The 15,353-nt window shown below is 61.9% G+C and carries 14 protein-coding genes; 10 read left to right on the top strand and 4 right to left on the bottom strand.

What is annotated here, in order from left to right; translation table 11 throughout:
- Nucleotides 1-154: 154 nt before the first annotated feature.
- The 8 genes from D7I37_RS00255 (at nt 155) to cysM (ending at nt 7,408) form a co-directional block, all read left to right on the top strand.
- Nucleotides 155-619, top strand: coding sequence for a DUF2919 domain-containing protein (locus D7I37_RS00255; RefSeq protein WP_061799361.1), 465 nt, complete (start codon nt 155-157; stop codon nt 617-619).
- A 156-nt stretch (nt 620-775) separates the two neighbouring features.
- Entirely contained in the window at nt 776-1,360 is a 585-nt protein-coding gene (locus tag D7I37_RS00250; RefSeq protein WP_061799359.1) for an RpoE-regulated lipoprotein, read from the top strand.
- Between the two features lie 168 nt (nt 1,361-1,528).
- On the top strand, nt 1,529-2,428 hold the full coding sequence (locus D7I37_RS00245) for a Dyp-type peroxidase (protein ID WP_129543129.1): 900 nt from the start codon (nt 1,529-1,531) through the stop codon (nt 2,426-2,428).
- 204 nt (nt 2,429-2,632) lie between these two features.
- Complete coding sequence (locus D7I37_RS00240; protein WP_061799355.1) at nt 2,633-3,655, top strand: sulfate ABC transporter substrate-binding protein; 1,023 nt, start codon at nt 2,633-2,635, stop codon at nt 3,653-3,655.
- Nucleotides 3,656-4,489 (top strand): sulfate/thiosulfate ABC transporter permease CysT, encoded by an 834-nt coding sequence (gene cysT, locus D7I37_RS00235; protein WP_061799354.1) that lies wholly within the window; start codon nt 3,656-3,658, stop codon nt 4,487-4,489. It abuts the gene before it with no gap.
- The gene (gene cysW / locus D7I37_RS00230) at nt 4,489-5,364 is read left to right on the top strand and encodes a sulfate/thiosulfate ABC transporter permease CysW (RefSeq protein ID WP_061799353.1); all 876 of its coding nucleotides are present in this window, start codon (nt 4,489-4,491) and stop codon (nt 5,362-5,364) included. Before cysT ends, cysW begins: the two co-directional genes overlap by 1 nt.
- On the top strand, nt 5,354-6,442 hold the full coding sequence (gene cysA / locus D7I37_RS00225) for a sulfate/thiosulfate ABC transporter ATP-binding protein CysA (RefSeq protein ID WP_061799350.1): 1,089 nt from the start codon (nt 5,354-5,356) through the stop codon (nt 6,440-6,442). Before cysW ends, cysA begins: the two co-directional genes overlap by 11 nt.
- Nucleotides 6,443-6,526: 84 nt before the next feature.
- Nucleotides 6,527-7,408, top strand: a complete 882-nt coding sequence (gene cysM / locus D7I37_RS00220) for a cysteine synthase CysM (RefSeq protein WP_095100246.1) — start codon at nt 6,527-6,529, stop codon at nt 7,406-7,408.
- 2 nt (nt 7,409-7,410) lie between these two features.
- Here the strand turns inward: cysM and D7I37_RS00215 are convergent, their stop codons facing one another.
- Together D7I37_RS00215 and D7I37_RS00210 are read right to left on the bottom strand one after the other, a co-directional pair.
- Nucleotides 7,411-9,360, bottom strand: a complete 1,950-nt coding sequence (locus D7I37_RS00215) for a MacB family efflux pump subunit (protein WP_165283072.1) — start codon at nt 9,358-9,360, stop codon at nt 7,411-7,413.
- A gap of 2 nt (nt 9,361-9,362) precedes the next feature.
- The gene (locus D7I37_RS00210) at nt 9,363-10,562 is read right to left on the bottom strand and encodes an efflux RND transporter periplasmic adaptor subunit (protein ID WP_129543128.1); all 1,200 of its coding nucleotides are present in this window, start codon (nt 10,560-10,562) and stop codon (nt 9,363-9,365) included.
- Between the two features lie 174 nt (nt 10,563-10,736).
- Between D7I37_RS00210 and D7I37_RS00205 the strand changes: the two genes are divergently transcribed.
- Both D7I37_RS00205 and D7I37_RS00200 read left to right on the top strand, forming a co-directional pair.
- A complete protein-coding gene (locus D7I37_RS00205) occupies nt 10,737-11,417 on the top strand; it encodes a response regulator transcription factor (protein ID WP_061799345.1) in 681 nt (226 codons plus the stop codon).
- A 5-nt stretch (nt 11,418-11,422) separates the two neighbouring features.
- Nucleotides 11,423-12,745, top strand: a complete 1,323-nt coding sequence (locus D7I37_RS00200) for an ATP-binding protein (RefSeq protein ID WP_061799410.1) — start codon at nt 11,423-11,425, stop codon at nt 12,743-12,745.
- Between the two features lie 298 nt (nt 12,746-13,043).
- Here D7I37_RS00200 and crr read toward each other — a convergent pair whose 3' ends face one another.
- Together crr and ptsI are read right to left on the bottom strand one after the other, a co-directional pair.
- Entirely contained in the window at nt 13,044-13,553 is a 510-nt protein-coding gene (gene crr, locus D7I37_RS00195) for a PTS glucose transporter subunit IIA (RefSeq protein ID WP_004936467.1), read from the bottom strand.
- A gap of 49 nt (nt 13,554-13,602) precedes the next feature.
- A complete protein-coding gene (gene ptsI / locus D7I37_RS00190) occupies nt 13,603-15,330 on the bottom strand; it encodes a phosphoenolpyruvate-protein phosphotransferase PtsI (protein WP_061799344.1) in 1,728 nt (575 codons plus the stop codon).
- Between the last annotated feature and the right edge of the window lie 23 nt (nt 15,331-15,353).

Below are 15,353 nucleotides of genomic sequence, written 5' to 3'. Positions count from 1 at the left end.
AATTCAAAAATCAGCACCCGGTCATTCGGGATTGCTTACGGGGTGATAATGATTAAAGCACAAGGATCTTAAGAGCTTCTTAAGCCGACGCATTGAAAAGCCCAACCTTGGCGCCCATGTGAAGGAGTCATCACCCTTTTGAAAGGAACGGCAGTTGAAGCAACGGGCATACCGATTTTCCCCTGACGACTACGATCAGCACGGCGCGTTGCGCCTGCCGGCGTGGTTTTGGGGCGTATTGATTTTACAGGCGCGCACCTGGCTGCTGTTTGTGATGGCCGGCGTTTCGCGCGAGCAGGGAAGCGGGCTGCTGACGCTGTTTTATCCGGATACCCAGCGCTTTTGGTACGGCATGCTGCTCGGGTTGCCGGCCGCGCTGGCGTTTCTACTCAGCGGCCGCCGTCATCCATGGCCGCGGCTGTGGCGCGCCTGGCGCTGGGTGCTGATCTGTTCGCTGCTGGCGGCGCTGGGCGGCTCGCTGTTCAGCCTGTGGCAGCAGGACGGCAATTCGCCGGCGCTGGAGCTGATGCTGGTGATGCTGGATGCGCTGGCGCTGGGCTATTTGCTGCTGAACGCGCGGCTGAAAGCCTGCTTCGCGCCGCAGGACGAAGCCGGGTAATTGCGGCGAAGTGCGGCACTTTTCGCATTTTACGCACTCCAAGCTGGCAACCGATGGCGTAGCGCGCACAGTTGTGAGAGGCTGGCACGCAGCAAAACGCCGAGCGCGGCAGGGCGATCCCAGCGCCCCATGCCATTGATGTTAAGGAGCTATGAGATGAATATTCGCCCACTGCTGTTAGGGCTCCCGCTGTTACTGACCGGCTGTTCGACCATGTCCAACTTTTCCTGGTCCAGCCTGTCGCCGTTCAACTGGTTCGGCAGCAGCCTTGAAGTCGGCGCCAGGGGCGTTGGCAATCTTAACGCCGGCACGCCGATGTCGGAAACCGCCATCAACGACGGGCTGGACGGCAACTATCGCCTGCGCGGCGGCATGGCGACCAGCAATGGCCAGATCGTTTCCTACTATCAGGCGCTGTCCGGCGACGAGGTGAAGCTGGTGATCACCGGCGAACCCAAGGGCCACGTGCAGCGGGTGGACGTGATGGACCAAAAAGTGGCGACCGAATGGGGCAACAAGCTCGGCACGCCGTTCGGCGACATGTACAGCAAGGCGTTCGGCGCCTGCAAACCGGCCGAAGGCGAAGACGCCGGCAAGGTGGAGTGCGTGGCGGAGCAGAGCAAATACGTCTCCTACATCTTCAGCGGCAAGTGGGCCGGCCCGCAGGACATCATCCCGCCGGACGACACGCTGAAAAGCTGGACGGTCAGCAAGATTATCTGGCACGCCAAACCGCAGTAACCCTTTCGCCAACGGGCGCCTCGTGCGCGGCGCCCGCATTCCATACCGGGTACCCCCATTTTCTTTGCGCTGATGCAAGGCAATCCCGCGGCCATGCGTTATGATAGCGCGTTCGTAACAGGGACCTCGGGCGGCGACCGCCCCGATTCAGGCATTGAGGAAAACAACATGACACAGGTTCAGAGCGGCATTTTATTGGAACACTGCCGTTTCGCCATTTTTATGGAAGCTACCGTACAGGGTGAATTTGCCGATTTGCGCCAGGGCTGCAAACAGTTTTGCCAGCGGCTGAGCGAGCTGCAGCAGCAGTTCCCGGATGCGCGTCTGGGCGCGGTGATCGCCTTCGGCTATGACGTCTGGCACGATCTGTCCAGCGGCCAGGGCGCCAAAGAGCTGAAACCCTTCACGCCGCTTGGCAAAGGGCTGGCGCCGGCCACCCAGCGCGACATGCTGATTCATATTCAATCCCTGCGTCATGACGTTAACTTCACGCTGGCGCAGGCCGCGCTGGCGGCGTTCGGCAATGCGGTCAAAATCGAAGAGGAAACCCATGGCTTCCGCTGGGTGGAAGAGCGCGATCTGAGCGGCTTCATCGACGGTACCGAAAATCCGCAGGGCGAGCAGCGCCCGGCAGTGGCGACCATCGCCGCAGGCGAAGAAGATGAGGGCGGCAGCTACGTGCTGGTGCAGCGCTACGAGCATAATCTGTGCCAGTGGCAGCGCTTCACCACCGAGCAGCAGGAGCAGATCATCGGCCGCACCAAGCACGACAGCGAAGAGCTGCCGGCGGACCAACGCCCGGAGACCTCGCACGTCAGCCGCGTCGATCTGCAGGAAAACGGCCAGGGCCTGAAGATATTGCGCCAGAGCCTGCCTTACGGCACCGCCAGCGGCAAGCACGGGCTGTACTTCATCGCCTACTGCGCGCGCCTGCACAACATCGAGCGGCAGTTGCTGAGCATGTTCGGCGAGCTGGACGGCAAACGCGACGCGATGCTGCGCTTCAGCCGCGCGGTCACCGGCAGCTACTACTTCGCCCCTTCGCTGACGCGCCTGCTGTCACTTTGACGCCTTCACCGGGGCCGGCGACGCCGGCTTCGGTGCCTGCCTTCCGCCTTGGCGAAACCGCTCCGCCCCTGCCTTATAGCGTTTGATGCTTGAAAATCACTAAACGGTATATAAAAGCGTTACAGCTCCGCACCTAGTTATAAATACACTGGTCATCAATAAGGCGAAAGCCTGAAAGATTGACTCAGTGAACTAAGGTGCAGAATGAAACAAACCCGGGTTAAAAATATCGTGCTGAAAGGATGGCTGGCGGCGGCGCTGCTGGCCGGCGGCACCGCGTCGGCGGCGGAATTGCTGAACAGCTCCTATGACGTTTCCCGTGAATTGTTTACCGCGCTGAACCCCGGCTTCGAACAGCAGTGGAATCAGCAGCACCCGAACGACAAGCTGACCATCAAGCAATCTCACGCCGGCTCCTCCAAACAGGCGCTGGCGATCCTGCAAGGGCTGCGCGCCGACGTGGTGACCTACAACCAGGTCACCGACGTGCAGATCCTGCACGACCGCGGCCAGCTGATCCCGGCCGACTGGCAGTCGCGCCTGCCGAACAACAGCTCGCCGTTCTATTCCACCATGGCGTTCCTGGTGCGCAAGGACAACCCGAAGGGCATCCGCACCTGGAACGACCTGGTGCGCGACGACGTGAAGCTGGTGTTCCCGAACCCGAAAACCTCCGGCAACGGCCGTTACACCTATCTGGCCGCCTGGGGCGCAGCCAGCCAGGCCGACGGCAACGACCAGGCCAAGACCCGCGCCTTTATGACCCGTTTCCTGAAAAACGTGGTGGTCTTCGACACCGGCGGCCGCGGCGCGACCACCACCTTCGTCGAACGTGGCCTGGGCGACGTGCTGATCAGCTTCGAGTCTGAGGTGAACAACATCCGCAAGCAGTACGGCGAAGACAAATATGCAGTGATCGTACCGCCGGTCGATATCCTGGCGGAGTTCCCGGTGGCCTGGGTGGACAAAAACGTCGAGAGAAACGGCACCGCACAGGCGGCCAAGGACTACCTGAACTACCTCTACAGTCCGGCGGCGCAGCAGGTGATCACCAGCTTCTATTACCGCGTCTACGACCAGAAGGCGATGGCGGCGGCCAAAGGGCAGTTCCCGGACACCAGGCTGTTCCGGGTGGAAGATCAATTCGGCGGCTGGCCGCAGGTGATGAAAACCCATTTCGCCACCGGCGGCGAGTTGGACCGGCTGTTAGCGGCAGGGCATAAGTAAATGTTGTCGTTGTCCAGTAAACGGGTTCTGCCCGGATTCGGTCTCAGCCTCGGCAGCAGCCTGTTTTATACCTGCCTGATCCTGCTGCTGCCGCTCAGCGCGCTGGTGATGCAGCTGGCGCAGATGAGCCTGGCGCAGTATTGGGAGGTGATTTCCAATCCGCAGGTGGTGGCGGCCTATAAGGTCACGCTGCTGGCGGCGGGCGTCGCCAGCCTGTTCAACGCGGTGTTCGGCATGCTGATGGCCTGGATCCTGACCCGCTACCGTTTCCCCGGCCGTTCGCTGCTGGATGGCCTGATCGACCTGCCGTTCGCATTGCCGACGGCGGTGGCCGGCCTCACGCTGGCGGGGCTGTTCTCCACCACCGGCTGGTATGGCCAATGGCTGGCGCATTTTGACATCAAGGTCACCTTTACCTGGCTGGGTATCGCGGTGGCGATGGCCTTCACCAGCCTGCCGTTCGTGGTGCGCACCGTGCAACCGGTGCTGGAGGAGCTGGGGCCGGAATACGAAGAGGCGGCCGAAACTCTGGGCGCCACCCGCTGGCAAAGCTTCCGCCGCGTGGTGTTGCCCGAAGTGGCGCCGGCGCTGTTGGCCGGCACGGCGATCTCCTTTACCCGCAGCCTGGGCGAGTTCGGCGCGGTGATTTTCATCGCCGGCAACATCGCCTGGAAGACGGAAGTGACCTCGCTGATGATTTTTGTGCGCCTGCAGGAGTTCGATTATCCGGCGGCCAGCGCCATCGCATCGGTGATCCTGGCGGCGTCGCTGCTGCTGCTGTTCAGCATTAACGTTCTGCAGAGCCGCTTCGGCCGACGCATCGGGGGGCACTGATGGCTGATATTTCCGAGTTCAACGGCGTCGAGCGCCCGCGCGTCAACTGGGCCAAATGGTCGCTGATCGCCGTCGGCGTACTGTTCTCGGTGCTGCTGCTGGTGGTGCCGATGATTTCGATTTTCGCCGAGGCCTTCTCCAAGGGCGTTGGCGCGATGTGGGGCAACCTGCTCGATCCGGACATGCTGCACGCTATCTGGCTGACGGTATTGATCGCCTTGATCACCGTGCCGTTCAACCTGATTTTCGGCACGCTGCTGGCGTGGCTGGTGACGCGGTTCACCTTCCCGGGCCGCCAGCTGCTGCTGACGCTGATCGACATCCCGTTCGCCGTTTCGCCGGTGGTGGCGGGGCTGATTTATCTGCTGTTTTACGGCAGCAACGGCCTGCTGGGCGGCTGGCTGGATGCGCACAACGTCCAGATCATGTTCTCCTGGCCGGGCATGGTATTGGTGACCATCTTCGTCACCTGTCCGTTCGTGGTGCGAGAGCTGGTGCCGATGATGCTCAGCCAGGGCAGCCAGGAAGACGAAGCCGCCATTTTGCTGGGCGCCTCCGGCTGGCAGATGTTCCGCCGCGTGACGCTGCCGAACATTCGCTGGGCGCTGCTGTACGGCGTAGTGCTGACCAACGCGCGCGCCATCGGCGAATTCGGCGCGGTCTCGGTGGTGTCCGGTTCGATTCGCGGCGAAACCTACAGCCTGCCGCTGCAGGTTGAGCTGCTGCAGCAGGATTACAACACCGTCGGCTCCTTTACCGCCGCCGCGCTGCTGACCCTGATGGCGATAGTGACCCTATTTTTGAAAAGCGCTCTGCAATGGCGTCTGGAGCGTCAGAACGCACGGCTCGAGCGGGAGGAAAATCATGAGCATTGAGATTAACGGCATTAACAAGTTCTTCGGCCGCACCAAGGTATTGAACGACATCTCGCTCGATATTTCTTCCGGCGAGATGGTGGCGCTGCTGGGCCCGTCCGGCTCCGGCAAGACCACGCTGCTGCGCATTATCGCCGGGCTGGAAAGCCAGAGCGGCGGCAAGCTGGGCTTCCACGGCACCGACGTCAGCCGCATGCACGCGCGCGATCGGCGGGTGGGCTTCGTGTTCCAGCATTACGCGCTGTTCCGCCACATGACGGTGTTCGACAACATCGCCTTCGGCCTGAGCGTGCTGCCGCGTCGCGAACGCCCGAACGCCGCGGCGATCAAACAGAAAGTCACCCAGCTGCTGGAAATGGTGCAGCTGGGCCACCTGGCCAACCGCTATCCGTCGCAGCTGTCCGGCGGCCAGAAACAGCGCGTGGCGCTGGCGCGCGCGTTGGCGGTGGAACCGCAGATCCTGCTGCTGGATGAGCCTTTCGGCGCGCTGGACGCGCAGGTGCGCAAAGAGCTGCGCCGCTGGCTGCGTCAGCTGCACGAAGAGCTGAAATTCACCAGCGTGTTCGTTACCCACGATCAGGAAGAGGCGATGGAAGTGGCCGATCGCATCGTGGTGATGAGCCAGGGCAATATTGAACAGGTCGGTTCGCCGGTCGACATCATGCGCGAGCCGGCCAGCCGCTTCGTGCTGGAATTTATGGGCGAAGTGAACCGCCTGAACGGTGAAATCCGCGGGTCGCAGCTGTTCGTCGGCGCGCACCAATGGCCGCTGTCGTTCCAGCCGATGCATCAGGGCAGCGTCGATCTGTTCCTGCGCCCGTGGGAAATGGAGATCGCGACCGAGAGCAGCGAGCGTTGCCCGCTGCCGGTGCAGGTGCTGGAAGTCAGCCCGCGCGGGCATTTCTGGCAGCTGACGGTACAGCCGATCGGCTGGCATCAGGAGCCGATCAGCGTGGTGCTGCCGGAAGGCAACGCCACCCCGGTGCGCGGCGGCCGTTACTACGTCGGCAGCCTCAATGCGCGGCTGTACGCCGGCGATCAACTGCTGCAACCTGTTGCGTTAGCCAAAAGCGCCTGATAGTTTTTAGCAGCCAAGATTATTTTAAAGGCAACCCCGGGGTTGCCTTTTTACATTACGCACACCAACACACAGGCCAAAAGAGTGACAACGCTGGAACAATGCATCGGGAATACCCCGCTGGTAAAATTACAACGACTGGCCGCCGCCGCGGGCAGCGAGGTTTGGGTCAAGCTGGAAGGCAATAATCCGGCGGGCTCGGTGAAGGATCGCGCCGCGTTGGCGATGATCCAGCAGGCGGAGCTGCGCGGCGAGATACGACCGGGCGACGTGCTGATAGAAGCCACCAGCGGCAATACCGGCATCGCGCTGGCGATGATCGCCGCGCTGAAAGGCTATCCGTTGAAGCTATTGATGCCGGAAAACATGAGCCAGGAACGCCAGGCGGCGATGCGCGCCTATGGCGCCGAACTGATCCTGGTCAGCCGCGAGCAGGGCATGGAGGGCGCGCGCGATCTGGCGCTGGAGATGCAGCGCCGGGGGCAGGGCAAGGTGCTGGATCAGTTCAATAACCTGGATAATCCTTATGCTCACTTCACCACCACCGGCCCGGAAATCTGGCGCCAGACCGAAGGCCGCATCACGCATTTCGTTTCCAGCATGGGCACGACCGGCACCATCACCGGCGTGGGCGGCTACCTGAAAAGCCAGAACCCGCAGGTGCAGATTATCGGCCTGCAGCCGGCGGAGGGCAGCAGCATTCCCGGCATTCGCCGTTGGGCGCCGGCCTATCTGCCGGGCATTTTCCGCCCGGATCTGGTGGATCAGGTGCTGGACATCGAACAGCGCGACGCCGAGCAGACCATGCGCCGGCTGGCGCAGCGGGAGGGCATCTTCTGCGGCGTCAGCTCCGGCGGCGCGGTGGCCGGCGCCTTGCGCATCGCGGCGGCCAACCCCGGCAGCCTGATCGTGGCGATTATCTGCGATCGCGGCGATCGTTACCTGTCCACCGGGGTCTTCGACTGAGGCTATTCCCGTTCCAGCGCGTGAATAGGATCCATCCCGGCGGCGCGTTTCGCCGGGAAAAAACCGAAGATCACGCCGATCAGCGTCGAGCAGGCGAAAGCGGCGACGATTGATCCGGCGGAATACACCATCGAGAAATTGCCGCTGAACTGGCTGAAGGCCAGGCCTATCGCCAGCGACAGCAGCACCCCCAGCGTTCCGCCCAGCAGGCAAACCAGCACCGCCTCGATCAAAAACTGCTGCATGATGTCGCCGGCGCGCGCGCCGACCGCCATGCGCACGCCGATTTCCCGGGTGCGCTCGGTCACCGACACCAGCATGATGTTCATCACGCCAATGCCGCCGACCACCAGCGAGATCAGCGCAATCATCGACACCAGCAGCGTCAGGGTGGCGGTGGTTTTCTCGATGGTCTGGCGAATGCTGTCGGTGTTCATGACGAAAAAGTCCTTGCTGCCGTGGCGTTGCTGCAGCAGACGGGTGACGCCGTCTTCGGCGCTGCCGAGATCGATATCGTCATTCACCCGTACGGTAATGCTCTTCAGGTAGCTCTGGCCGAGCATGCGCTTCATCGCGGTGGTGTAGGGGATCCAGACGCTCAGCGTTTCATCGCTGCCGAAGCCGCTTTGCTGCTTGGCCGCAATGCCGATGATGCGGCACGGCAGCGAGCCGAGCAGGATCACCTCACCCAGCGGATTGGCGCCGTCGGGGAACAACGCGTTGCGGGTGTTTTCGTCGATCACCGCTTCCTGCATCAGTCCCTCGACGCTGCGGCGATTAAAGGCCATGCCGCCGTCGATGCGGTAGCCGCGCACCACAAAATACTGCTCACCCACGCCGTTGACCGTGCCGCTGACCGACCGATTGCCGTAGCGCAAGGTGACGCTGCCGGCGACGGTGGGCGTCACGCTGTGCACATAGCCCTGCTGCGCCAGCGCGTCGGCGTCGGTGGCGCGCAGCGTCTGGATGGCGGAGGAGCGCATGTCGCCGAAGTCTTTGCCCGGATAGATCTCCAGCGTGCTGGTGCCCATGGCGTTGATATCCGCCAGCACCCGCTGCTGAGACCCCTTGCCCAGCGCGACCACCGAGACCACCGAGGCGATGCCGATGATAATGCCGAGCATGGTCAGCAGGGTGCGCAGCCGCTGCGACGCCATCGCCAGCAGCGCCATTTTGAACGCTTCGCGCAGCCGATCGCGCTGCGAGTGCCACCGGCCTGCGGCGGCGTGCGGCGTCTGCGGCAGGCGGGCGGCTGCCGCGGGCGTTTTCCGCCGATCGGCGACGATCGCGCCGTCGCTGATTTCGATGATCCGTTGGGCGTGTTCGGCTACCTGCATATCGTGGGTGACGATCACCACCGTGTGGCCGCGCGCATTCAGCGCTTTGAGGATCGCCATCACCTCCTGACCGCTGTGGCTGTCCAGCGCGCCGGTCGGTTCGTCCGCCAGGATCACCTGCCCGCCGTTCATCAGCGCCCGGGCGATGCTGACGCGCTGCTGCTGCCCGCCGGAAAGTTGGCTGGGGCGATAGTTCAGCCGTTCCTTCAGCCCCAGCCGCTGCAGCAGGTCCGCGGCCCGCTGCCGCCGCTCGGCGCGCGGGATGCCGGCGTACACCGCCGGCACTTCCACGTTGCCCAGCGCGCTCAGATCGCCCAGCAAATGATAGCGCTGGAAGATAAAGCCGAAGTGTTCCCGGCGCAGTTCGGCCAGGCTATCGCTGTCCAGCAGGGCGGTGCTGCGGCCGGCCACCCGATAATCCCCTGCGCTGGGGCGATCCAGACAGCCGAGGAGGTTCATCAGGGTGGATTTGCCGGAGCCGGAGGCGCCGACGATGGCCACCATTTCGCCCCGGTCGATGCTGAGGTTGATTCCGCTCAGCACTTCGCTGGTCTGTTCGCCGGCCTGAAATCGGCGGCTGACGCCGCGCAGCTGCAGCAAAGGCGGTTGGCTCATGTTCACATCCCCATCGGCGGCGGGCCCATGCGCCGGGCGCCGCTTGACGCGCCGGCGCTGACCCGGCTGACGATGACCTTTTCGCCGGCCAGCAGACCGCTGACAATCTGCGCGTCGACGTTGTTGTTGATGCCGACCTTGACCGGGCGCCGGGCGACGTTGCCCTGTTCGTCGACCACCTCGACCTCGTCGCCGCGCAGCGCGGTGGCCGGGATCACCACCGCGCCTTTCGCCCGGCTCAGCACGATATACACCTGCGCGGTCATCGAAATGCGCAGGGCGCCGTCCGGGTTGGCGACGTCGAACAGCCCGACGTAGTAAATGGCGGTGCTCGACGAGGAAGACGAGCTGCTGGAGCTGGTACTGGTGCTGGATGAGGTGGTGTCGTCATTGATCGAATCCGGCGCCGGTTCGATGGCCCGCAGCCTGGCCCGATAGCGTTTGGCCGGTTCGCCGAGAATGGTGAAATAGACCGGCATGCCGGTTTTCACCTTCACCACGTCGGCCTCGGAGATCTGCGCTTCGATGGTCATGGTGTCCAGCTGCGCCACCTTGACGAGGGTCGGCGCGCTTTGCACGGCGTTCACCGTCTGGCCCGCTTCGACCGGCAACGCCACGATAGTGCCGTCGATGGGCGAGGTGATTTTGGTGTAGCCGAGGTTGACCTGCGCGGTGTTCACCGCGATTTTCGCCTGGACCGTCTGCGCATCCAGCGCTTCGATGTCGGCGCGGGTCGCCTCAAGCGCGGCTCTGGCGGCGTCGTAATCCGCCGGCACGCCGACGCCGCGCGCCACTATGCTTCGCTGGCGCCGATAGCCGAGTTGGTCGTTGCGCAGCGTCGCCAGTTTTGAAGCGCGCTGCGCCCGTATGTTCTTCAATGCCGCTTCCGCGTCCTGCAGGGCGTTTTGCTGGGTTAAATCGTCGATCTCGGCCACCAGTTGCCCCTTGCGCACCCGATCGCCCAGCGCCACGTGCAGCGCTTTTATTTGGCCCGAGACCTGCGCGCCGACGCTGACCTGCTTCTGCGCCGCGATCGTGCCGTCGGCCAGCACCGTTTGCTCCAGATCGCGCGTTTGCGCCACGGCGGTGATATAACGGGGGGCATCGGCGGCGCCCTGCGTTCTGAAGTAGAGAAATAGCGCGATAGCGGCCACAATAACCAGGGGCAGCAGATAGCGTTTTGGGCGTGACGACGAAGACATGAAAAAGAGCTTCCCTGGCATGATGCGCGGCAAAAATCGATACGCACTAATTTAGCGCGCCGCCGTTCGGGCTGCGGTTAAGTGGCGTTCAGGAATGTGTAAGGATTGAGTAAAACCGGCTGCGGACTGAACCAATAGGCGGGAAAATGATGAAAATCAGTGAAGGAGCAAGGCATGAAAATTTTATTGGTCGATGATGACCTGGAACTTGGCACCATGCTGAGTGAATACCTGACCGCCGAAGGCTTTAACGCCACTCTGGTGCTGACCGGCAAGGCCGGGGTAGAGGGCGCGTTATCGGGCGACTACACCGCGATGATCCTCGACATCATGCTGCCGGACATGAGCGGCATCGACGTGCTGCGCGACGTGCGCAAGAAAAGCCGCATGCCGATCATCATGCTGACCGCCAAGGGCGACAACATCGATCGGGTGATCGGCCTGGAGATGGGCGCCGACGACTATATGCCCAAGCCGTGCTATCCGCGCGAGCTGGTGGCGCGCCTGCGTGCGGTGCTGCGGCGGTTTGACGAGCGCCCGGACGAAGTGGACGACGAGATTGCCATCAGCTTCGGCGATTTGACGCTCAACCCTTCGACCCGCAGCAGCGAATGGCGCGGCAAGGCGTTCGACCTGACCGCCTCCGAATTCAATCTGCTGGAGCTGCTGCTGCGCGCGCCGGAGCGGGTGGTTTCCAAGGACGAGCTGTCCGAGAAGGGGTTGGGGCGCCCGCGTGAAGCCTACGACCGCAGCGTGGATGTGCACATCAGCAACATCCGCCAGAAGCTGGGCGCCTTGACCGACAACGCCCTGGGCATTGAAACGGTGCGCAGCATCGGTTATCGAATTCGCTAATGCCGATGCGCGGAAGACTCTTCTGGAAAATCCTGCTCGGCTTCTGGCTGACCTTCATCATCATGACGCAGGCGCTGTGGGTGGCGTTTTCCCTGTATGGCGATCGCTACGAGCCGCCGGAAAACGCCATGGCCCGCCGGGTGATTGGCCTGCAGCTGACCTCGGCGGCCACGCAGCTGCGCAGCGGCGGCATGCCGGCGCTGGAGGCGATGATGAAAGACTGGCCGGACGGCGACCGGCGGCTGTTGTCGATAGCGCCGATGGCGCAACCGCCGGCGCCTGACGCCGACGAGCCGGCTTTCGAAGGCCGCCGAATGCCGAAAACCATCAGCGCCTGGGGGCAGGACAAGGACGGCAAGGGCTACCTGCTGAGCTACGACGTGCGCAGCCTGCGGGAAGAATATCGGCCGAACCGGCGTTCGCACTTCTTCAATATTCCTGCGCCGATGCTGTGGGTCGGCGGGCTTGGCGGCCTGCTGTTCAGCGCGGTGCTGGCCTGGAACCTCACGCGGCCGATGCGCCAGCTGCGCGGCGGTTTGGACCGGGTGGCGCAGGGCGATCTGTCGGTGCGCCTGTTCCCGCAGATGCGCCGTCGGCACGATGAACTGTCCGAGGTGGCGCGCGATTTCGACACCATGGCCGAGCGGCTGCAGCTGCTGGTCAGCGACCGCGAGCAGCTGTTGCACGACGTATCGCACGAGCTGCGCTCGCCGCTGGCGCGCCTGCAGTTGGCTATCGGCCTGGCGCGGCAGAATGCCGGCAACGTCGAGAATTCGCTGCAGCGCATCGAGCATGAGTCGGGCAGGCTGGACAAAATGATCGGCGAACTGCTGGCGCTGTCGCGCGCCGAACACAGCCGGCTGCCGGACGAAGAATATTTCGACCTGTACGGCCTGGTGGATGCGGTGGTGAGCGACGCGCGCTACGAGGCGCAGGTTCCCGGCGTGGAGATCGTGCTGCAGGCCAATTCTGACGTGGAATATACCGTCAAGGGCAACGCCGAGCTGATGCGGCGCGCGGTAGACAACATCGTGCGCAATGCGCTGCGTTTTTCCGGCCAGGGGCAGCGGGTGACGGTGGCGCTGTCGCGCGTCGACCAGCTGTTCCAGATCGAAGTCAGCGATCAGGGGCCCGGAGTGGAGGAGTCGAAGTTGTCGAGCATCTTCGATCCCTTCGTGCGGGTGAAGTCGGCGCAGTCGGGCAAGGGCTACGGCCTGGGGCTGGCGATCACCCGCAAGGTGGTGCTGGCGCACGGCGGGCAGGTCGAGGCGCGCAACGGCGAAAAAGAGGGGTTAATCATTACTCTGCGCATCCCGCGTTGGCAATAATAGACTATCTTACTTGCCATTTTGAACTAGGGCAGTGCTCGCCTTCGTCACGTACTGCGTGTACGCTCCGAAGGCTGTGCGCTGTCCATGTTCAAACTGCCTGCGCCGATAACGTCTATTATCCGCGATATACCCAAAGGATTTCGAATTGCAGCTAGGCGGCAAGCGGGGGAATTCCCGGGAGCTTACTCCGGTAAGTGACCGGGGTGAGCACGTGCGGCCAACAACGCTGCGGTTCGAAAGACGAAGGGGATAAAAAAACGGCGCCGAGGGCGCCGTTTTTCTTGCTCATTCGCGATTACTTCTTGATGCGGATGATCGGGGTCTCGCCTACGGTAACGCTGCCGGACAGTTTGATCAGCTCTTTGATCTCGTCCATGTTGGAGATAACCACCGGCGTCAGGGTCGACTTGGCTTTCTCTTCCAGCAACGGCAGGTTGAACTCGATAACGACGTCGCCTTTCTTGACGCGCTGGCCTTCTTCGGCGATGCGTTTGAAGCCTTCGCCTTTCAGCTCAACGGTATCGATGCCGAAGTGCACGAACAGCTCGATGCCGCTGTCGGATTCGATAGAGAAAGCATGGTTGGTTTCGAAAATTTTGCCGATGGTGCCGTCAACCGGCGCCACCATTTTGTTGCCGGCCGGTTTGATGGCGATACCGTCGCCAACGATCTTTTCAGCGAACACTACGTCCGGCACATCTTCGATGTTGACGATCTCGCCAGAAAGCGGAGCGACGATCTCGATAGTGCCCGTGTCTTTCTTGTCATCAGAAACCAGAGATTTCAGTTTATCGAACAAACCCATGATCTTCTCCTAAGCATTAAATTGGGCGGCGTTCCAGTGTCGTGGAAGTTTAGCAGAGCGTTTTTTCTTCGATGAATTTATTAACGCAATTCATCAGGTCTTGTGCCGTTGGCTGTGCCAAGGCCTGCGCTGCCAACGCCTTCACATCTTCGAAATTCGTGTTACGAATAATTTTCTTGATGCGCGGGATTGAAATCGCACTCATGCTGAACTCATCCAGCCCCATGCCCAATAACAACAGTGTAGCACGCTCATCGCCAGCCAGTTCGCCGCACATGCCGGTCCACTTGCCTTCCGCGTGAGATGCATCGATAACCTGTTTGATCAGGCCAAGCACTGATGGGGACATCGGGTTATAGAGATGAGAAATCAGCTCATTGCCGCGATCTACCGCCAGAGTATACTGGGTTAGATCGTTTGTCCCAATACTAAAGAAGTCGACTTCTTTCGCCAGGTGGTGAGCGATGACCGCCGCAGCCGGCGTTTCCACCATCACGCCCACTTCAATGGTCTCGTCAAACGCCTTGCCTTCTTCGCGCAGCTGCGCCTTCAGCGTTTCGATTTCGCCTTTCAAATCGCGCACTTCTTCCACGGAAATAATCATCGGGAACATGATGCGCAGTTTGCCGAACGCCGAGGCGCGCAGGATGGCGCGCAGCTGGGCGTGCAGAATTTCACGGCGGTCCATCGCGATGCGGATGGCGCGCCAGCCGAGGAACGGGTTCTCTTCCTTCGGCAGGTTCATGTAAGGCAGGTCTTTGTCGCCGCCGATGTCCATGGTACGGACGATCACGGCCTGCGAGCCCATGGCTTCCGCAACGGCTTTGTAAGCCTGGAACTGCTCGTCTTCGGTCGGCAGCGAGTCGCGGTCCATGAACAGGAATTCGGTACGATACAGGCCGACGCCTTCCGCGCCGTTGCGCTCTGCACCCGCGACGTCGCGCACGGTGCCGATGTTGGCGCAGACTTCAACCTGATGGCCGTCCAGCGTAATCGCCGGCAGGTCCTTCAGCTTGGCCAGATCGTTTTTCTCGGTGACGTACTGATTCTGGGCGGCTTTCAGCTGATCGATGACGTCAGCGGTAGGGTTAACGTAAATTTTGTTGTTAACCGCGTCCAGGATCAGGTAATCGTCGTTCTTCACCTGCTTGGTCACGTCGCTGGTGCCTACGATTGCCGGCAGTTCCAGGGAGCGCGCCATGATGGAGGTGTGGGAGGTACGGCCGCCGAGATCGGTGATGAAGCCCAGCACCTTGTCGAGGTTCAGCTGTGCGGTCTCGGACGGGGTCAGATCGGTGGCCACCAGGATCACTTCGTCCTGAATGGAGCTCAGATCGACGATCGGCATGCCCAGAATGTTCTGCAGCAGGCGTTTGCCGATGTCACGCACGTCGGCCGCGCGCTCTTTCAGATATTCGTCGTCCAGCTCTTCCAGCGCTTTCGCCTGGCCTTCGATCACGGTGTAGGCGGCTGCGTCCGCAGAGGCCAGATCGTCTTTGATTAGGGCTATGATTTCCTGCTCAAGCTCTTCGTCTTCCAGCAACATGATGTGGCCTTCGAAGATAGCTTCCTTCTCTTCGCCGAAGGTTTCGCCAGCTTTGGTCTTGATCGCTTCCAGCTGCTCGGACGCCTTAGCGCGGCCCGCCAGAAAACGTGAGACTTCCTGCTCTACTTGATCAGCAGAGATTTTCTTCCGGTTGATGACAATTTCATCTTCTTTCAGTAGGAGAGCCTTACCAAAAGCGATACCCGGTGATACTAAAATGCCTGAAATCATAACCCTACCTTACTCTTGACTGG

The sequence above is a fragment of the Serratia sp. 1D1416 genome (assembly GCF_003641105.1).
In the GTDB taxonomy this organism is placed as follows: domain Bacteria; phylum Pseudomonadota; class Gammaproteobacteria; order Enterobacterales; family Enterobacteriaceae; genus Serratia; species Serratia ficaria.
Note: the sequence above shows the minus strand (reverse complement) of the source record. Positions and strands in the feature narration are given on the sequence as shown.